Genomic DNA, 18,701 nt, shown 5'->3' on the forward strand with positions numbered 1-18,701 from the left:
TGCTTCCGGACATCCCTGGAGGCGGTTGCACTGCTGATTGTTCTTATCCAACACGCATTCGAAAGGCATCCGTATGAGCGAGACTCTTACCCTGCCGGCCGAAGCGCGCGAACGGGCTGGCAAGGGAGCCTCCCGAGCACTTCGCCGCGAAGGCCGGATTCCTTGCGTCATCTATGGCGGCAAGGAAGAACCCACCCTGATCCACGTCGAGCAAAAGGAGCTGGTTCGCCAGCTGGCTACCGGCCACTTCATGAACTCGATCGTCAACATCGAGATCGGTGGCAAGACCGTTCGCACGCTACCCAAGGATGTCGCATTCCATCCCGTCACCGACCGTCCGACCCACGTCGATTTCCTGCGCCTCACCGGGGAAAGCAAGGTCGAAGTGCAGGTGCCGGTGGTGTTCGTCAATGAAGCCGCCTCGCCCGGTCTGAAGAAGGGCGGCGTGCTCAACATCGTGCGGCACGAACTCGAACTGCTGTGCCCCAATGCCGATATTCCTGAAGAAATCCGGATTGATCTGACCGGCAAGGACATCGGCGATTCGATCCACATCAGCGAAGTGGCCCTGCCCGCAGGCGTCACCAGCGTGATCACCGATCGCGATTTCACCATCGCCACGCTCGTTGCGCCTTCGGGCCTCAAGAGCAGCGAAGACGAAGCCGCGCAGGAATAAGCGGAACGCCGGTAACGGCACCGGGAACGCCGGGCTTCCTTCGCCGGAAGCCCGGCGTTTGCCTTTTTGCCAGGCGCAGCTAGGGACACCTCATGCAGATCTGGGTCGGCCTCGGAAATCCCGGACCGCGCTATGCGCTGCACCGGCACAATGTCGGCTTCATGGCCGTGGACGCGATCGCCGAGATGCATGGCTTCGGCCCGGTGCAGAAGAAGTTCCAGGGCTGGGCGCAGGAAGGGCGGATTGGCGGCCACAAGGTGCTGCTCCTGAAACCCGCGACCTTCATGAACGAAAGCGGCCGGGCCGTGGGCGAGGCGCTGCGCTTCTACAAGCTGGGCACCGAGACGCTCACCGTCTTCCACGACGAGCTTGATCTCGCCCCCTTCAAGGTGAAGGTGAAGCGGGGCGGCGGACACGCCGGCCACAATGGCTTGCGTTCGATCGACCAGCATTGCGGGCCCGACTTCCGCCGTGTCCGCCTCGGCATCGGCCACCCGGGCCACAAGGACCGGGTCACCGCGCACGTGCTCGGAAACTTTGCCAGGGACGAACAGGACGATCTGGCTGCGATGCTCGGCGCGATCGGCGCGGAGGCGGAATGGCTCGCCAAGGGTGATGACGTGCGCTTTATGAACGATGTCGCGCTGCGGATGCAGGGCTGAGGGGGTGAGCCGTGACCCCATCATCGGCCCCTTCGATCGCGGGCGAGCGCCGGCAGATTGGCGCGGGGATTCGCCCCATGGCCCGCGCGGACGTGCGGTGCATGATGGCTGACGCTCTGGCCTAACGCCCACCTTGGCGCTAAGGGCCGCGCTTTCCAGCTTATCAAGAGACAAAGATCATGGGTTTCCGCTGCGGGATCGTCGGCCTGCCGAATGTCGGCAAGTCCACTTTGTTCAATGCACTGACTGAAACGCAGGCGGCGCAGGCGGCCAACTATCCGTTCTGCACGATTGAGCCCAATGTCGGGCAGGTCGCGGTGCCCGACGAGCGTCTGCACAAGATCGCCGCGATCGCGGGCAGCGCCAAGATCATCGAGACGCAATTGGGCTTTGTCGACATTGCCGGCCTGGTGAAAGGTGCGAGCAAGGGCGAGGGCCTCGGCAACCAGTTCCTCGGCAATATTCGCGAGGTCGATGCGATCGTCCACGTGCTGCGCTGTTTCGAGAACGACGACATCCAGCACGTGGCCAACAAGGTCGATCCCATTGCCGATGCCGAAGTGGTCGAGACCGAGCTGATGCTGGCCGATCTTGAAAGCCTCGAAAAGCGCGTGCCTGCCGCAGCCAAGCGCGCCAGCGGGGGCGACAAGGAAGCCAAGGCGATGGCCAGCGTACTGGGGCAAGCGCTCGAACTGCTGCGCGAAGGCAAGCCTGCCCGGCTCACCGTCCCCAACGACGCCGAGGAAGCCCGGCTGTTCAAGCAGGCGCAGCTGCTCACCGCCAAGCCGGTGCTCTACGTGTGCAACGTTGCCGAGGAAGATGCCGCGCACGGTAATGCGCTTTCCAACAAGGTATTCGCCAAGGCCGCGGCCGAAGGCGCCGAAGCCGTAATCGTCTCGGCCGCGATCGAGGCGGAGCTGGTCGCCATGCCGGCGGAAGACCGGGCCGAGTTTCTGGAGGCGCTCGGCCTCACCGAAAGCGGCCTCTCGCGCGTGATCCGCGCCGGATACAAGTTGCTCGGCCTCAAAACCTTCTTCACCGCCGGCCCCAAGGAGGCCCGCGCCTGGACCTTCCCCGATGGCGCCAAGGCGCCGCAGGCCGCCGGAGAAATCCACTCCGATTTCGAGCGGGGCTTCATCCGCGCCGAGACCATTGCCTATGAAGATTACATCGCCCTTGGCGGCGAAGCGGGCGCCAGGGAAGCGGGCAAGCTGCGGCAGGAAGGCAAGGACTATGTGGTCCAGGACGGGGACGTGATGCTGTTCAAGTTCAATGTGTGAAGCAGGCTAGTGCCGCCCGAACAGCTTTTCGACATCCTCCATCGACAGCTTCACCCAGGTTGGTCGCCCGTGATTGCACTGGCCTGAGCGCGGGGTTGCCTCCATCTCGCGCAGGAGCGCGTTCATCTCGGCGACGCTCAAGCGGCGGCCGGCCCGCACCGAACCGTGGCAAGCCATCGTCGCCAGCACCCGTTCGAGCCGCTCGGCCAGCAGCAGCGCGCCGCTGTCGTCCTGCTTGCCATGCTTGGCAATATCGTCGGCGAGATCGCGCAGCAGCTTGGCGGTGTCGGCCTCGGCGATGGCCGAGGGCACGGCCCGCACCAGCATCGCGGCGGGGCCAAAGCGTTCGATCACGAGGCCATAGCGCGCAAGGCCCTCGGCCGCGTCCTCCAACCGGTCGCAATCGACTTCGTCCAGCTCCACCACATCGGGCACCAGCAGCGCCTGCGAGCGGCGTACGTCCTCCCCTGCCCCGGCGGCGCGCAGGCGTTCAAGGACGATGCGCTCGTGCGCGGCGTGCTGATCGACCAGCACCAGCCCGTCGGCGGCCTCCGCAACGATGTAGGTGTTCGCCACCTGCCCGCGCGCAATCCCGAGCGGGTATTGCTGCGCCTCGGCGGGCACGGGAGCGGCTTCCTCGGCACGGCCCTGGGGCATGGAGAGCGGCTGCACGAGCGGCGCGGTCCATTGCGGGCGCGCTTCGCCAAGCCGCGCTTGCGGCGCCGTCCAGTCACGGCCGGAAAAAATGCTCTCCAGCCTTGGGGCAAGCCTTTGTTGCCCTACAGCTTCGCTACTTGAGGGCACGAGCGGTTCGCTCCGCCATCGCGCCATCGCCGCGCGGTGAGGCCCCTGCGCGGCTCGCCGGTCACCGGTCGCCAGCGCCTGCCGCAGCCCGGAAACGATGAACCCGCGCACCCCCGCCGCGTCCCGGAAGCGCACTTCGGTCTTGGCGGGGTGAACATTCACGTCGACATCCTGCGGCGGCAGATCGAGGAACAGCGCCAGCACCGCGTGGCGATCGCGCGCGAGCATATCGGCATAGGCCCCGCGCACCGCGCCCACCAGCAGCCGGTCTTTTACCGGGCGGCCGTTGACGAACAGATACTGGTGATCGGCCACCCCGCGGTTCCAGGTCGGCAGGCCCGCCACCCCGGTCAGCCGCATCACCCCGTGGGGCGTGTCGCGCTCAAGTGCGATCGGAACCGAGTTGTCCTTCAATTCGTGGGCGATGATCCGCGCCACGCGGGTCGCCAGTTCCTCGCCCGCCTGCAGGTTGAGGACCGTGCGTTTCGCCCCCTCCCCCAGCGTTTCGAGCGTGACGGCGATATCGGGCCGCGCCATCGCCAGACGCCGCACCACATCGAGGCAGGCGGCATATTCGCTGCGGGCCGAGCGCAGGAACTTGCGGCGCGCGGGCACCTTGGCGAACAGCTCCTCGACGCGCACGCGGGTGCCCGGCGGTAGTGCGGCAGGCTCGTCGGCCACCAGCGCGCCGTGATCGACCACCCGCCGCCACCCTTCGCCGCTGGCGGCTTCGCGGCTCTCGATGGTCAACCGCGCGACGCTGGCGATGGAGGGCAGCGCCTCGCCGCGAAAGCCCAGCGTCGTCACCCGCTCGATCGCACCATCGGGGCCGATCAGGGCATCCGGCAGCTTGGAGGTGGCATGGCGTTCAAGCGCCAGCGCGATGGCATCGGGCGCCATCCCGCAGCCGTCATCGACCACTTCGATACGCCTCAGCCCCCCTTCCGCCAGCACCACCCCGATTCGCTTGGCCCCGGCGTCGATGGCGTTTTCGACCAGCTCCTTGAGCGCCGCAGCTGGCCGTTCGACCACCTCGCCCGCGGCAATGCGGTTCACCAGAGCGGACGGGAGGCGGCGGATTTCGGGCATTTGTCGCACGCTAGCGGGCGATGACCGCAAATTCGAGGGGAAGGCCCCAGAAATCACCAGTCGCGCCGATAAATATTTTGGCGTTTTGCCGACGGATTCGCTAGGCGCGGGGCTTGAAGTCACAACCGGGTCGAAATCCGCTGCCGTCACCCCCATCTATGGCGCGCAGCCCCGTCCCGCCATCATTGGAACACCAACCGACATGAGCTTCCTGTCCAATCTCTTCAAGTTCGGCTCGCAGAACATGGCGATCGATCTCGGAACCGCGAACACCCTCGTTTATGTGCAGGATCAAGGGATCGTGCTGAACGAGCCTTCGGTGGTCGCGATCGAGACGATCAACGGGATCAAGCGCGTCAAGGCCGTGGGCGATGATGCCAAGATGATGATGGGCAAGACCCCGGACTCGATCGAAGCGATCCGCCCGCTGCGTGACGGCGTGATCGCCGACATTGAAATCGCGGAAGAGATGATCAAGCACTTCATCCGCAAGGTCCACGGCAAGCGCAACCTCTTCCGCTATCCCGAAATCGTGATCTGCGTGCCTTCGGGTTCAACTTCAGTGGAAAAGCGCGCGATCCGCGATGCCGCATCGAATGCAGGCGCATCGCAAGTGCATCTCATCCTCGAACCCATGGCCGCCGCGATCGGTGCGGACATGCCGGTGACCGAGCCGGTCGGCTCGATGGTGGTCGATATCGGCGGCGGGACCACCGAAGTCGCGGTGCTGAGCCTGCGCGGCCTCGCCTACACCACTTCGGTGCGCACCGGGGGCGATAAGATGGACGAAGCCATCGTCAGCTACGTGCGCCGCCACCACAATCTTTTGATCGGTGACGCCACGGCCGAGCGGATCAAGAAGGATTACGGCATCGCCATGATCCCCGAGGACGGCGTGGGCGAGACCATCACCCTGAAGGGGCGCGATCTCGTCAACGGGGTGCCCAAGGAAATCACCATCAACCAGGCGCACGTCGCCGAGGCGCTCAGCGAACCCATCGGCGCGATTGTCGAGGGCGTGCGCATCGCGCTCGAAAACACCGCCCCGGAACTGGCCGCCGACATCGTCGATCAGGGCATCGTGCTGACCGGCGGCGGCGCGCTGATCCGCCGCCTTGACGAGCACCTGCGCGAGGAAACCGGCCTGCCGGTATCGGTCGCCGAAGATCCGCTGACCTGCGTTGCGATCGGCACCGGCCGGGCGATGGAGGACCCGATCTATCGCGGCGTGCTGATGACGGCCTAAGCCGCATCGGCCTGACGCCGGGGATCTGGCAGAAGGGACGACAAGCCATGGCGCCGCCTTCATCGCGACGGTCGGGCTTTTCGAAAAAAGCGCAGTTCTCGCTGTTCACCAGCTACCTGCTGGCGGGTGCGGGGGCCTTGCTGGGCCTTGCGCTGCTGGCCCTGTCGCTGCGGCAACCGGCCGCCTTTGCGCCGCTGCGCGGGCTGGCAGGCGACGCCGTAGCCCCGGCGGGCGAGGCAGCGGCGACGGTCCGCACCGGCCAGCAAAGCCTGTTCAGCGGCATCGCCGGCTATCTGCGCGCCGGGAGCCAGAATGCGGCGCTACGCGAGGAAGTGGAACTGGCGCGCATCCGTCTCGCCGAGGCCGAGGCGGTCAAGGCCGAAAACCGCCGCCTCAAGGCGCTGCTCGGCCTGCAGGACAAGGCGGTCAAGCCTGTCGTTGTCGCACGCCTGGTCGGGTCGACGGCGACGAGCGGCCGGCGTTTCGCCTTCCTCGGCGCGGGCAGCAGTGCTGGCGTGCGGCCGGGAATGCCGGTCTTGTCCGAACGCGGCGTGATCGGGCGCGTGCTCGAAACCGGGCGCACCTCGGCGCGGGTGCTGCTCCTTACGGACAGCGAAAGCGTGCTGCCGGTGCGCAGCGCCAAGGGCAATGTGGTGGCCTTTGCCGAAGGACGCGGCGACGGCATGCTGCGGGTGCGGCTGGTCAATCTCGGCATCAATCCGCTTAAGCCCGGCGATCTGATGGTGACCAACGGCGCGGGTGGCTATTATCGTCCGGGCGTGGCGGTGGCGGTGATCACCGAGACCACCCCCGATGGCGGCATTGCGCGGCTGGTGGCGGAACCGTCGGCCACCAACTATGTCGCGGTCGAACCGGTCTATCAGTCCGAAGCCATCGCTGCCCTGCGCGCCAGGCGCGCGGCCAACGGTGAGGCGGAGCGCGCCGAAGCGTCAGGCGGGCGTGCACCAAGCGCGGCGCAGGGATCGTCTTCGCCCACCACGGCGGGCGCAAGCGAAGGGGGCGCAGAGTAATGGAGCGGCTCAACCCGCACGCCCGGGCCGACCGGTATGGCAGCCGCATCAACCGCACCCAATCCCCGATCTGCGCGGGCAGCGTGCCCTATCTCTCGATCATGCTCGGCTCGCTGCTGCCGGCGCTGTTGATCGCCGATGTCATGCCGCTGCTGCCCTCGCTCGGCTTGCTAATGCTGCTGGCATGGCGGTTGGTGCGCCCGGGGCTGCTGCCGCTGTGGGTCGGCGCGCCGCTGGGGGCCTTCGACGATCTGTTCAGCGGTCAGCCTTTCGGCAGCGCGATGCTGCTGTGGTCGCTGGCGCTGATCAGCCTCGAACTGGTAGAAGCGCGCTTTCCGTGGCGCGGATTCTGGCAGGACTGGTTCACCGCCGGTCTTATCGCAGTGCTGGTGTGGCTTGGCGGCCTGATGCTCTCAGGCGCGCCGGTCACGCGGGAAATGCTGCTTGTGGCGTTGCCGCAGGCCTTGCTGGCGGTGCTGCTTTACCCGATAGTGGCACGCATGGTTGCCGCGCTTGACCGTTTCCGGCTGGCCCGGGCGCGGAGGATCGGGTGAAGTCGCCGTTTTCGCGCGCCAAGCACCCGGGGCGCCCTGGCCGTATTGTCAATGCCTCGATCCTGCGCGACACCTTCGAGCGTCGCTCGGTGCTGATCGGCACCGTGCAGGGCGGGATCGGGGTGCTCCTGGCCGGCCGGATGGCCTATCTTGCGATTGCCGAGAACGAGAAATACCGGCTCCAATCCGAAAGCAACCGCGTCAATCTCACGCTGATCCCGCCGCGGCGCGGGTGGATCCTCGATCGCGACGGCGCCCCGCTTGCCTCCAACCGCGCCGATTTTCGCGTCGACATCATCCCCGAGCGCCTGTCCGATCCCGATCGCACGATCGACCAGCTAGGCGCGCTCCTGGCGCTCGAGCCGACGCGGATCGCCGACATCAAGGCCAAGGTTGCCGAGGCCCGCGGGTTTCAGCCGATCGAAGTCGCCAGCGGTCTCGATTACGAACAGTTCGCCGCTATCAGCGTGCGCCTGCCGGATCTTCAGGGCGTGGTGCCGCAGCGCGGCTTCTCGCGCTTCTATCCCACGGCCTCCTCGGTCGGGCACCTGATCGGCTATGTCGGGCCTGCCTCGGCCGAGGAATTCGAAAAGGATCCCAACCCGCTGCTGATTACGCCGGGTTACAAGATCGGCAAGGATGGCCTCGAAAAGCAGTTCGAAAAGGAACTGCGCGGCATCCCCGGCGCACGGCGGGTGGAGGTGACCGCGAGCGGGCGCATCATCCGCGATCTGGAAACCCGCGACGATGTGCAGGGCAATCCCATCCGCCTCACCATCGACGGGCCTCTGCAGGACTATGCCGCGCGCCGCATCGGGCTGGAAAGCGGCTCGGTGGTGGTGATGGACTGCCGCACCGGCGATCTGCTGTGCATGGCCTCCATGCCCAGTTTCGATCCCAATTCCTTTTCCGACGGAATCGGCAGCGTCGAATATGCGATGCTGCGCGATGATGAGCGCGTGCCGCTGCGCAACAAGGTCTTGAAAGGGCTCTACCCGCCCGGCTCCACGGTCAAGCCGATGGTGGCGATGGCGCTGATGCAGGCCGGGGTGGATCCGGAAGAAACGGTGTTTTGCGGCGGGGGCCTGCGCGTCGGCAACCGCGTGTTCGGCTGCTGGAACCGGCGCGGGCACGGCGCGGTCAACATGGCCAAGGGCATCTATCAGAGCTGCGACGTCTATTTTTACGCCATGGCCCAGCGCGTCGGAATGGAGCCGATCGCGGCGATGGCGCGACGCTGCGGGATGGGACAGGAATTTCCCCTCCCCGTCACCAGCCAGTTCTACGGCACCGTGCCGGACCCGGCGTGGAAGATGAAGAAGTGGGGTCGTGAGTGGCAGACCTTCGACACCGTCAATGCCACGATCGGTCAGGGCTATATGCTCTCCAACCCCTTGCAGCTGGCGGTGATGGCCGCGCGCCTTGCGACCGGCAAGCACGTGATGCCGCGCCTGACGCTCGACACCAAGCCCAAGGGCTTCGACAGCATCGACTTCCCGGCCGAGCATGTCGAATATGTCCGCAAGGCGATGAGCGATGTGGTCAATGGCCCGGGCACCGCCGGGCGCGCGCGCCTGCCGATCGTAAACACGCTGATGGCGGGCAAGACCGGCACCGCGCAGGTAGTCTCGCTGTCGATCTCGAACGGCAAGTCAGGCCCGTGGAAATATCGCGACCACGGGCTGTTCATCTTCTTTGCCCCCTACGACAATCCGCGCTACGCCGGCGCCGTGGTGATCGAGCATGGCGGCGGCTCGGGCGCGGCCTATCCGATCGCGCGCGACGTGATGACCTTCCTGTTCGATCCGGCCAAGGGCATGGATGCCTTGCGCGCGCTCGAGGCCCAATGGGGTGGGACCGCGCAGCAGCGGCTTGAACGCCGCTATGCCGCCTATGCCGCCGAGCGCGGCCAGAACGTTTCCCGCCCGCCACGCCGTGACGAGGAGATCTTCGACCGGGTCGAGGCCGAGGCGCGCGTGGCCGCGCGCCAGTCGCAAGCGATTGCCGAACAGGTGATCGCACCGAGGCCCGAGGCCAATCCCTCGGCCACGCCCAGTGCCGAATTCCCCGGCGCGGGCAGTGCTGCATCGCAGGCCGGCGCCGCGCAACCACCCGCACCGCCTGCCTCGGCCGCGCCGGCAACACCGGCCGGCGACGCTGTCAACCCGCGGGGCGGAGCGCAATGATCAACGGTACGCTCGGCCCTTCCACCGGCATCGTCCCGGCCACGATCGCCCGCCAACCCTGGGAAATGCTGATTCCGGTGTTTTTGCTCACGCTGTTCGGCGGCTTGGTGCTCTATTCTGCCGGCGGTGGTTCGATGGAGCCTTTCGCCACTTCGCACTTCATCCGTTTTGCCGTGTTCATGGTGATGGCGGCGATCATCGCAGCCATGCCGCGCGCGGCGGTGCAGGTGCTGACCTATCCCGCCTATATCCTCGTGCTGGTGATGCTGCTCGGGGTGGAAGTGGTCGGGCAGGTCGGCGGGGGGAGCCAGCGCTGGCTCGAAATCGGGCCGATCCGCATCCAGCCCTCCGAGGTGATGAAACCTGCTGTGGTGCTGGCCATGGCACGCTTCTACGAAACCCTGCCGGCGGGCATGATCGGCACCTGGCGCTCGCTGGTGCCCGCCTGCGGGCTGATTGCTTTGCCGATGGGGCTGGTGCTGATGCAGCCCGATCTCGGCACTTCGGTGGCGATTGCCTTCGGTGGCGTGGTGGTGATGTTCCTCGCCGGCCTTCCCCTATGGTGGTTCGTGGCCGCGGGCAGCGCTGCGATCGCCGCGGCACCGCTGATCTATTTCTTCGCGCTGCACGATTACCAGCGCGCGCGGGTGACGACCTTTCTCGATCCCGAAAGCGATCCGCTAGGCGCCGGCTACCACATTGCCCAGTCCAAGATCGCAATCGGATCGGGCGGGATCTTCGGCAAGGGTTTCAATGCGGGCACCCAGAGCCACCTTGAATACCTGCCCGAACCGCATACCGACTTCGTCTTTGCCACCATGGCCGAGGAGTGGGGTTTGATGGGCGGGCTGTTCGTGCTGGCGATGTACGCGATGATCCTGTGGTGGGGAACCAAGGTCTCGCGCCAATCGCAGGACCGCTTCACCGCGCTGCTGGCCGCCGGTGCAACGGCAACGATATTTTTCTACATTGCTATCAATCTTTTGATGGTGATGGGCATGGCCCCGGCCAAGGGCATCCCGCTGCCGTGGATGAGCCACGGAGGCTCCTCGATGATGACCAACATGATCTGCATCGGCTTGCTGATGATGGTCAACCGCTGGAACCAGAACGCCCCGCGCCGCGGCTTGGTTGCCTGAGGTGCGGTGCCCCGAAATTAGCCCCTTGCCATCGGGGCGGGACGCGCTAAATGCAGCGCCTCACGCGAATCGGGACGCGGCTTCGGCGGTGTCTCTCGCGGCTTCCGACCGGATCGGAATGGACGCATAGCTCAGTTGGTAGAGCAGCTGACTCTTAATCAGCGGGTCCTAGGTTCGAGCCCTAGTGCGTCCACCACCTTTTCAATAGGTTAGCAGAGGTCTCCGGCGGTTCCGTCTTAAAATGACGGGATTTAAGACGGCTGCAGCTCGGCCCGTCTGCGCCGTCTCTTCCAGCACGATGGAAGCACCTTTCGTGCTGGCCAGGGCACCGCAAAAAGGTCAAAGCACGTGCCCGAGGCGCGCCCTGCCGAATGCGCGGCTCGGATAGGCCGGAACGCGCATCCGCTGTTGCCTTCCTCCAGCACAGGCGGCTACACGATGCTTGTAATCACATTTCGATGTGATACTACGCTCTGATGAACACATCAATTATCACACGGGTTCGTGATCTCATCACATCGGGCACCATGACCCGCGCCGGACTCGCCCGTGCTGCCGGCCTGCACGCCAACACCTTGCGCGACTGTGCCGAGGACGGCTGGAATCCCACTGCGGAGACCCTCGCCAAGCTCGAAGCCTTCCTTGAGGCGAACGATGATCGCCCGGTGCTCGCCACCATCGAGGAAATCATCGACGAAGCGCGCAATGGAAGGATGTACATTCTCGTCGATGACGAGGATCGCGAGAACGAGGGCGATCTCATCATCCCCGCGCAAATGGCAACCCCGCAGGCGATCAACTTCATGGCGACCCATGGGCGCGGACTGATCTGCCTCGCCCTCACCAAGGACCGCGTCGACCATCTCGGCCTCGAGCCGATGAGCCGCAACAACAAGGAATCGATGCAGACGGCCTTCACCATCTCGATCGAGGCGCGCGAGGGCGTGACCACCGGCATCTCGGCGGCAGACCGTGCGCGCACCATCTCGGTCGCGATCGACGCGACCAAGGGGGCGGATGATCTCGTCACCCCCGGCCACGTCTTCCCGCTGATGGCGCGCGAGGGTGGCGTTCTGGTGCGCGCCGGGCACACCGAGGCGGCGGTCGACATCTCGCGGCTAGCGGGCCTCAACCCCTCAGGCGTGATCTGCGAGATCATGAACGAGGACGGCACCATGGCCCGCCTCGATGACCTCGTGAAGTTCGCGCGCAAGCATGATCTGAAAATCGGCACGATCCGCGATCTCATCGCTTACCGGATGCGCAACGATCACCTCGTCGAGCGGCTGGGCGAGCGGGCCTTCACTTCCGACTATGGCGGGCAGTGGCGGATGATCACCTATCGCAACCGGATCGAGGGCAACGAGGCCTACGTCCTGCAGAAGGGCCACGTCATTCCCGGCAAGCCCACCCTCGCCCGCGTCCACCCGATTTCGGTGTTCGACGACGTGCTCGGCGCGCCCGGGCCGCGCAAGCGCACGCTTCAGCGCGCGATGCAGGCGATCGGCGAACATGGCGCAGGCGTGATCGTGATCCTCACCGGTCGCGTGGGCACCGGCGAGTGGCAGCCGGGCGAGGAACAGCGCAATATCGGCATCGGCTCGCAGATCCTCGCCGATCTCGGCGTGACCGAGATGGTGCTGCTGTCGAACAGCCGGCCCGATCTGGTCGCGCTCGAAGGCTATGGCCTGACCATCACCGACTTCCACCCTATTCCGGAGTAACCTGCCTTGGCTCGTATCCTCATCGTCGAAGCGCGCTTCTACGCCCATCTCAACGACATGCTCATCGCCGGCGCGCGCGCGGTGCTGGAGGCGGCCGGACACGCAGTCGAGGTGCTGACCGTGCCCGGCGCGCTCGAAATCCCCGGGGCGATCGCGCTGGCCGCAGAGACCGATCGCTATGATGGCTTCGTCGCCATCGGGGTGGTGATCCGTGGCGAGACCTATCACTTCGAGATCGTCGCCGGCGAAAGCGCGCGCGGCATCATGGCGCTGACGATGGACGGCATCGCCATCGGCAACGGCATCCTCACGGTGGAGAACGAGGCGCAGGCACTGGTGCGCGCGGACCCCGCACAGAAGGACAAGGGCGGCGAGGCGGCCAAGGCGGCGCTGGCGCTGCTGGCGCTGCGGGAAGGCTTCGCTTAACGGATCGCGGCCTTGTGTCTCACTTTGAAACCACCCCCTCGGATACGTAGTTTCCCTCTGTAGATTTCCGTAAGCCATTAACGCGATATCCGAACAGCTTCTGCTGTCGCTCGCCGGTCGCACGGGTTAGCAGTATCAGGCAGTCAGCTTCGGGATTTCGCCTTGGATAAGACAACTGACCCGGCGCCGGATCGCTCCGGCCTCCCCCGCGTCATCGCCATACTCGAGAACCAGTTGGCCGAGCTCGACCGGATGAACCTCCATATCGGCGCGGCGCATGTTGATGCGGCAATCCAGCAATTGCGGCTCGATCAGGCACGGGCGTGGCTGCGGTGAGCCAGGCCTGACGCGGCGCCGCGCCGCCACGGTTTAGACCGCAAATAGAGGCACATGCGTATTTGCCCTTAAAGCAAAATCCGGATTGCCCCGCTATTATGCCTGCGTGGTTCGACACGGTTTCCCGCATACAGCGACCTCCAGCCAGCACGCCGCCGATGCATGACGCGACGCCTCTTTCCCCGAGCAAAAGCGATGGCGGGCTGCTGGAACCGCTCGCCGACGAACTGGTCGCGATTGCGGCACGGCTGCGCAATGTTGCCACGACACGCGACACCAATGCTCCCGGCAGGGCGGTGCCGCATGGCGAGCGGCGCTATCTGACGCTGGCCCGCCAGACCTATGCGCTCCGGCGCAGGCGCAACGCGATCTTCGGCAATCCCGAACTTTTCGGCGAACCGGCGTGGGACATCCTGCTCGATCTCTACATCGCCCATGGCGAAGCCAAGCCGGTTTCGGTATCGAGCGCCTGCATCGGCTCGGCTGCGCCCCCCACCACCGGCCTGCGCTGGCTCGGCGTGCTGGCGGATGAAGGCCTGGTGGTGCGCGAAAACGATCCCGAGGACAACCGCCGCGTGCTGGTGCGGCTAAGCGCCAAAGGCATCACCGCGATGGAGCGCTTCTTCGACGCGGTCGGCAGTCCCGAAGCGCGTGCGCCGAAGCAGCCCTTGCCCGCAAACAGGGCGCTGTCGCCCAGCTCTTCTTCGATACGGATCAGTTGGTTGTACTTGGCCAGCCGATCCGATCGCGCCAGCGATCCGGTCTTGATCTGCCCGCAATTGGTAGCAACTGCGAGATCGGCGATGGTCGCATCCTCGGTCTCGCCTGAACGGTGGCTCATGACGCAGGTGTAGCGCGCGCGGTGCGCCATATCGACGGCGGCAAGCGTCTCGGTGAGCGTGCCGATCTGGTTGACCTTGACCAGCAACGAATTGGCCAGCCCGCGCGCGATCCCGTCCGAGAGGCGCGCGGGGTTGGTAACGAACAGATCATCACCCACCAGCTGCACCTTGCCGCCCAGCAGACCAGTGAGCGCCGCCCAGCCTTCGAAATCGTCCTCGCTCATGCCATCCTCGATCGAGCGGATAGGGTAGTCGGCGCAGAGCTTGCCGAGGTAATCGGCCATCTGCTCGGGCGAGAGGCTGAGGCCCTCGCCGGCGATCACATATTTGCCGTCCTTGAAGAACTCGGTCGCCGCGCAGTCGAGCGCGAGCACGATGTCCTCACCGGGCGTAAAGCCCGCCTTGGCAATGCTCTCCATGATGAAGTCGAGCGCGGCGCGGGTGCTGGCGAGATCGGGCGCAAAGCCACCCTCGTCGCCGACGCTCGTCGCGAGGCCCTTTTGCGCCAAGCCCTTCTTGAGCGTGTGGAACACCTCCGCGCCCCAGCGCACTGCTTCCGCCAACGAACCCGCGCCGACCGGCATGATCATGAATTCCTGGATGTCGATCGGATTGTCGGCGTGCTCGCCGCCGTTGATGATGTTCATCATCGGCACGGGAAGCACATGCGCCGAAACCCCGCCGAGGTAGGAATAGAGCGGCAGGCCGCGCGCATTGGCCGCTGCCTTGGCCACCGCCAGCGAAGTGCCGAGGATCGCATTGGCCCCGAGCCGCGCCTTGTTGGGCGTGCCATCGAGCGCGATCAGCGCGAGATCGATGTCGCGCTGGTCCTCGGCATCGAAATCGTCGATCAGCACATCGCGGATCTCGCCATTGACCGCTTCGACCGCCTTGAGCACACCCTTGCCGAGGTAGCGCGCGGGATCGCCGTCGCGCAGTTCGACCGCCTCGTGCGCCCCGGTCGAGGCGCCCGAGGGCACCGCCGCACGGCCGAAGCTGCCGTCCTCCAGCAGCACATCGACCTCGACGGTCGGGTTTCCGCGGCTGTCGAGAATCTCGCGGCCGTGCAGGTCGATGATGGCGGTCATGTTTGGCTCCGGCAGGAATGTGTTGTAGGATAATAAGACACTATGAGCGGCCCGATTCTGGTTCACGCCCTTTGGACGCGTCCCTATGCGCGGGAAATCTCCTGCGCAAGCGCAAGGCGGGCGTGGGGGTGAGCGCAGATGATGGCCCATGGCACCGCTTGAAGAGGATTATCCCTATGGCAGACACCACGCCCACCCAACCCGCGGCGAAGAAATCCCCGGCCAAGTCGGCCAAGGGCGCGACCTCCAAGGACAGGAGCCCGGCCAAGTCGGCGCCGCGCAAGACCGGCGCGACCAAGCGCGGCGAGGATGCTGCGCCTGCTCCCGCCACTGAAAGCAACACCGCGATCGCCAAGGGCCGCTTCAACGCCGCGCTCGAGCAAGCGAAGGCTGGCGCTGCCGCGCTGCGCGCCGAAGCGGGCAACCGTGTCGGGGCCTATGGCGAGCAGGCGAGGGAAAAGGGCAGCGATCTGGTGGCCGAAGCCAAGGTCTATGGCGAACAGGCGCTCGGCAAGGCCAGCGAGCTCGTGGTCGAGGGCAAGAAGGTGACCAGCGACGTGATTGCGAGCCTTGGCAAGGTGGTCGGCGAAAGCGCCGCCCAGATTGACGAAAAGCTCGGCGAGCCGTTTGGCGACTATGCCCGCAAGGCCTCGCGCACCCTCCAGGAGACCTCGGCCAAGCTCGATTCCAAGAGCGTCGAGGAACTTGGAGAGGACGCACGCGCAATGGTGCGCAAAAGCCCCGGCGTTGCGGTCGGCATCGCGGCGCTGGTAGGCTTCTTCCTCGCCCGCCTCATCGGCGGCAAGCGCAAGTAGGCAGAATCGCACGCTAACCGAAGCGATGCTGCCAATGCATGAAGCCGAGCCCGCGCTGGACGCATCGGTCGGCCCGGAGACCGGGTCTCGAACCGGCGATGATGCGCCCGATCAGGCCGACGCGCTCGCCGCGCTGCGCGAAGAGATTGCCGTCCTGATCGAGGACGCGCGCACCTATGCCGAGGCCGAGGCGCGCTTCCAGAAGACCCGCGCGACGCTGGCCGGCAAGTCCGCCGGGCGTGCGTTGGTGATGCTGGTGTTGGCGCTGGTGCTGCTCCACATCGCGCTGATCGCGCTGGCGGTGGGCGCGGTGATCGCGCTCGCTCCGCTGATCACGGTATGGGGCGCGATTGCGATGGTGGTCGGGGTGATGCTGGCAGGCGTTGCCGGGCTGGTGCTGAGCGCCAGAAAAGACGGCGCGCTGCTGGCGGCGCTGTTCGCCCGCGAGCCGGGAGACGGGGCATGAGCGCCCTGCCCCCCGCCTTTATCGAGGATCGCGCCCTGCGCAATGCGGCCCGCGCCGTTCTGGAGCAGGACATCGCCCGCCTGCGTGCCAGTCTCGATCAACAGGGCGTGGCGAGCCGGGTCTCCTCCAGCGTAAGCTCCACCGTCACCACGCGCATCAAGGCCGGGGCCGCCGATGTGCTCGCTCAGGCGAGGGCGAGCGCGGCCGAGCATCCCGGCATCATCGCCCTCGTCATCGGCGCTATCCTTCTCTGGCTGATGCGCGGCACGCTGCTCGACTTGATCGAGACCGCGCTCGAAGGCGAGGAGCAGGCAGAAGCTGACATCCAGTCAACCCCGGCGAACGCCTCACCGTCCGAGGCTGGCGGGGCATCGCTTCCCCCGGCAATCGAGGAGCAGGCAGCATGAACGATCTCTCCAGCCCCCCGCGCGATTCGCTACGCGCACGCATCGAAGCGGCCGAACGCCGCAACGCCGAACGCGGCCTCGCCGATCAGGCCCGCGAGGCGGCAGCGGCCGCGACCGACTATGCCCGCGCCCATCCGCTCGCCGTGGTCGGCGGGGCGCTCGTGCTCGGCCTGCTGGTCGGCCTGGTCACTCGCCCCGGCCGGCAGGTCGCCGCCCGCGCTGCGGGGGCAGTCAGCGCGGCAGCCTCGGATGCGGCGAGCAGCGCCACCTCGGGCGTGAAGGCCTTGGCCGCCCGCAGCGGTTCGCGGCTCGGAACCCTGCTGGGCGAGGCCGTGATCGCCTACGGCATACAGGTTATCGAAAACGTGCTCGAGCAGAGCCGCGCGGGGCAGGAACGGCTCAGCGACCTCTCCGAGACCGCAGGCGAGCAGGCCCGCAACGTCACGGCCGGACTGGCCGACACCGCGCGCAAGGCGGCCCGCGCCGCGCGCCGCGTGGCCAACAAGACCGAAGACTGATCCGACCGGGGCCGATGCGCTCTTGCCCTTGGCGCTGCTGACGCTAGAGGGGCGCCCATCGTTCCTCCCCAAGGATTTGCATCATGGCTGAAACCACCCCCACCCAGCGGCTCCACCTCGTCATGGGCGGCCGCGTGAAAGACCCGCGCGGGTTCGAATTCCAGGACCCGGAAAGCATCCACGTCGTCGGCGTGTTCAGTTCCTATGAGGCCGCGGTCGATGCCTGGCGTGCGCAAGCGCAACGCACGGTTGATGATGCCGAGATGAAATATGTTGTGGTTCACATCCACAAGCTGCTGACTCCCGACGAATGAGCGCGCGGCGCGCGCGATGGGCATGACATGCGCCCGCTGTGCGAGGCGATCGTCTGCCGCTCCGCCGCGGCTTCACCACACCGCGCAAAGACCGTGAGGTGATGACCCGCAAGCCTGCGATGGAAAAGCGGCTCGCCCGAAGGTTCCGGCGGCGCGGATCATGCTTCACATGAAACACCGGATGACCCGGCAATGATCGGACAATGACCCGCCAACGACCCGCCTAACGCAGCGCCGCAAAGGCTCCGGCGGCGGCCACGGCCAACATTGTCAGCACCACCCGCGCGCGGCGGCTGGAACGGCGACGCTGCCATTGCGCCTCGTCGAGATACCAGTGCCCGCGCCCGTCGGTTTTGAGCACGTCGGCGCCCTTGAGCCGCTCGAAGGCGCGGGCATGGCCGAGCCGGGTCGGGGTGTAGCCGATCGCATCCGCGATGCTGGTTGCGCCGGCCGTGATGAAATGCTGCGCGACCTTGCGCTCGGCAATTACGCGGACGGCGGGAGCGGCCATGTTGTCGGTCCGCCTCAGATGAACTCGATCTTGTCGACCAGGTAGAACTTTTCGCCTGAAGGCACGGTCACTTCGATCTCGTCACCGACCTGCTTGCCAATCAGCGCACGCGCCAGCGGGGAATTGTAGCTGATGCGGCCCTTGTTCACGTCCGCCTCGGTCTGGCCGCAGATCTGGTAGCGCACCGGCTTGTCGTTTTCATCGAGCAGGGTCACGGTCGCGCCAAAGATGATCTTGTCGCCCGACAGCGTGGTCGGATCGATGATCTGCGCACGGCTGATCTTGTCCTCGAGCTCGCTGATCATCGCCTCGATCTGTCCCTGGCGTTCCTTGGCGGCGTGATATTCGGCATTTTCCGACAGGTCGCCGTGGGCACGGGCTTCCTCGATCGCCTCGACGATCTTGGGGCGTTCCTCGCGCAGGGTCTTGAGGTCGGCGGTGAGGCGCTCGTAGCCCTCGGCCAGCATCGGGACCTTTTCCATCGTAGCCATTGCCTTTGTCTCTTCCTGCTCTGCTCTTGGCTCTGCCCGACGGACAATAATGCCACCGCCTCACGACCGCATTTTTCAAGAAACGCGGCCACGACG

Annotated in this window: 19 protein-coding genes, 1 tRNA gene and 1 pseudogene; 17 read left to right on the forward strand and 4 right to left on the reverse strand. The window is 66.1% G+C overall.

Annotation, left to right across the window (positions count from 1 at the left end):
* The first annotated feature begins 73 nt into the window (after nucleotides 1-73).
* The 3 genes from BZF61_RS08275 (at nucleotide 74) to ychF (ending at nucleotide 2,618) form a co-directional block, all read left to right on the forward strand.
* Nucleotides 74-676 carry a 50S ribosomal protein L25/general stress protein Ctc gene (locus tag BZF61_RS08275; protein ID WP_086618427.1) on the forward strand — a complete coding sequence of 201 codons (603 nt, stop codon included), beginning with the start codon at nucleotides 74-76 and terminating at the stop codon, nucleotides 674-676.
* A 92-nt stretch (nucleotides 677-768) separates the two neighbouring features.
* Nucleotides 769-1,338 carry an aminoacyl-tRNA hydrolase gene (gene pth / locus BZF61_RS08280; RefSeq protein ID WP_086618429.1) on the forward strand — a complete coding sequence of 190 codons (570 nt, stop codon included), beginning with the start codon at nucleotides 769-771 and terminating at the stop codon, nucleotides 1,336-1,338.
* 179 nt (nucleotides 1,339-1,517) lie between these two features.
* Complete coding sequence (gene ychF / locus BZF61_RS08285; RefSeq protein WP_086618430.1) at nucleotides 1,518-2,618, forward strand: redox-regulated ATPase YchF; 1,101 nt, start codon at nucleotides 1,518-1,520, stop codon at nucleotides 2,616-2,618.
* Nucleotides 2,619-2,624: 6 nt separating this feature from the next.
* Here ychF and mutL read toward each other — a convergent pair whose 3' ends face one another.
* Nucleotides 2,625-4,511 (reverse strand): DNA mismatch repair endonuclease MutL, encoded by a 1,887-nt coding sequence (gene mutL / locus BZF61_RS08290; RefSeq protein WP_086618432.1) that lies wholly within the window; start codon nucleotides 4,509-4,511, stop codon nucleotides 2,625-2,627.
* Between the two features lie 202 nt (nucleotides 4,512-4,713).
* Here mutL and BZF61_RS08295 point away from each other — a divergent pair, with 202 nt between their 5' ends.
* The 9 genes from BZF61_RS08295 (at nucleotide 4,714) to BZF61_RS15760 (ending at nucleotide 13,153) form a co-directional block, all read left to right on the forward strand.
* Entirely contained in the window at nucleotides 4,714-5,757 is a 1,044-nt protein-coding gene (locus BZF61_RS08295) for a rod shape-determining protein (RefSeq protein ID WP_086618434.1), read from the forward strand.
* A gap of 47 nt (nucleotides 5,758-5,804) precedes the next feature.
* Entirely contained in the window at nucleotides 5,805-6,788 is a 984-nt protein-coding gene (locus BZF61_RS08300) for a rod shape-determining protein MreC (RefSeq protein ID WP_086618435.1), read from the forward strand.
* Nucleotides 6,788-7,342 (forward strand): rod shape-determining protein MreD, encoded by a 555-nt coding sequence (locus tag BZF61_RS08305; protein ID WP_086618437.1) that lies wholly within the window; start codon nucleotides 6,788-6,790, stop codon nucleotides 7,340-7,342. The genes BZF61_RS08300 and BZF61_RS08305 overlap by 1 nt, the downstream gene beginning before the upstream one ends.
* Complete coding sequence (gene mrdA, locus BZF61_RS08310; RefSeq protein ID WP_086618438.1) at nucleotides 7,339-9,528, forward strand: penicillin-binding protein 2; 2,190 nt, start codon at nucleotides 7,339-7,341, stop codon at nucleotides 9,526-9,528. Before BZF61_RS08305 ends, mrdA begins: the two co-directional genes overlap by 4 nt.
* Complete coding sequence (gene rodA / locus BZF61_RS08315) at nucleotides 9,525-10,667, forward strand: rod shape-determining protein RodA (RefSeq protein WP_086618440.1); 1,143 nt, start codon at nucleotides 9,525-9,527, stop codon at nucleotides 10,665-10,667. The genes mrdA and rodA overlap by 4 nt, the downstream gene beginning before the upstream one ends.
* Nucleotides 10,668-10,787: 120 nt before the next feature.
* Nucleotides 10,788-10,863: transfer RNA gene (locus BZF61_RS08320), tRNA-Lys, on the forward strand.
* A gap of 280 nt (nucleotides 10,864-11,143) precedes the next feature.
* The gene (ribB, locus tag BZF61_RS08325) at nucleotides 11,144-12,391 is read left to right on the forward strand and encodes a 3,4-dihydroxy-2-butanone-4-phosphate synthase (protein WP_086618442.1); all 1,248 of its coding nucleotides are present in this window, start codon (nucleotides 11,144-11,146) and stop codon (nucleotides 12,389-12,391) included.
* 6 nt (nucleotides 12,392-12,397) lie between these two features.
* Complete coding sequence (gene ribH, locus BZF61_RS08330) at nucleotides 12,398-12,817, forward strand: 6,7-dimethyl-8-ribityllumazine synthase (protein WP_086618444.1); 420 nt, start codon at nucleotides 12,398-12,400, stop codon at nucleotides 12,815-12,817.
* 162 nt (nucleotides 12,818-12,979) lie between these two features.
* The gene (locus tag BZF61_RS15760) at nucleotides 12,980-13,153 is read left to right on the forward strand and encodes a hypothetical protein (RefSeq protein ID WP_158094076.1); all 174 of its coding nucleotides are present in this window, start codon (nucleotides 12,980-12,982) and stop codon (nucleotides 13,151-13,153) included.
* 655 nt (nucleotides 13,154-13,808) lie between these two features.
* Here BZF61_RS15760 and eno read toward each other — a convergent pair.
* Nucleotides 13,809-15,083: pseudogene (gene eno / locus BZF61_RS08345) on the reverse strand (phosphopyruvate hydratase); the annotation flags it as partial.
* A 176-nt stretch (nucleotides 15,084-15,259) separates the two neighbouring features.
* Between eno and BZF61_RS08350 the strand changes: the two are divergent.
* The 5 genes from BZF61_RS08350 to BZF61_RS08370 all read left to right on the forward strand — a co-directional run bounded on the left by BZF61_RS08350 (nucleotide 15,260) and on the right by BZF61_RS08370 (nucleotide 17,603).
* A complete protein-coding gene (locus tag BZF61_RS08350; protein ID WP_086618447.1) occupies nucleotides 15,260-15,898 on the forward strand; it encodes a hypothetical protein in 639 nt (212 codons plus the stop codon).
* Between the two features lie 34 nt (nucleotides 15,899-15,932).
* Entirely contained in the window at nucleotides 15,933-16,364 is a 432-nt protein-coding gene (locus tag BZF61_RS08355; RefSeq protein WP_086618448.1) for a phage holin family protein, read from the forward strand.
* Entirely contained in the window at nucleotides 16,361-16,771 is a 411-nt protein-coding gene (locus BZF61_RS08360; RefSeq protein ID WP_086618450.1) for a hypothetical protein, read from the forward strand. The genes BZF61_RS08355 and BZF61_RS08360 overlap by 4 nt, the downstream gene beginning before the upstream one ends.
* The gene (locus tag BZF61_RS08365; RefSeq protein ID WP_086618452.1) at nucleotides 16,768-17,289 is read left to right on the forward strand and encodes a hypothetical protein; all 522 of its coding nucleotides are present in this window, start codon (nucleotides 16,768-16,770) and stop codon (nucleotides 17,287-17,289) included. The genes BZF61_RS08360 and BZF61_RS08365 overlap by 4 nt, the downstream gene beginning before the upstream one ends.
* Before the next feature lie 83 nt (nucleotides 17,290-17,372).
* The gene (locus BZF61_RS08370; RefSeq protein ID WP_086618454.1) at nucleotides 17,373-17,603 is read left to right on the forward strand and encodes a DUF4170 domain-containing protein; all 231 of its coding nucleotides are present in this window, start codon (nucleotides 17,373-17,375) and stop codon (nucleotides 17,601-17,603) included.
* 223 nt (nucleotides 17,604-17,826) lie between these two features.
* On the opposite strand, the gene BZF61_RS08375 is transcribed toward BZF61_RS08370, so the two are convergent.
* Entirely contained in the window at nucleotides 17,827-18,114 is a 288-nt protein-coding gene (locus tag BZF61_RS08375; protein ID WP_086618455.1) for a hypothetical protein, read from the reverse strand.
* Between the two features lie 14 nt (nucleotides 18,115-18,128).
* A complete protein-coding gene (gene greA / locus BZF61_RS08380; protein ID WP_086618457.1) occupies nucleotides 18,129-18,605 on the reverse strand; it encodes a transcription elongation factor GreA in 477 nt (158 codons plus the stop codon).
* Nucleotides 18,606-18,701 lie beyond the last annotated feature (96 nt).

The organism is Erythrobacter tepidarius, from assembly GCF_002155695.1.
Taxonomy (GTDB): domain Bacteria; phylum Pseudomonadota; class Alphaproteobacteria; order Sphingomonadales; family Sphingomonadaceae; genus Erythrobacter; species Erythrobacter tepidarius.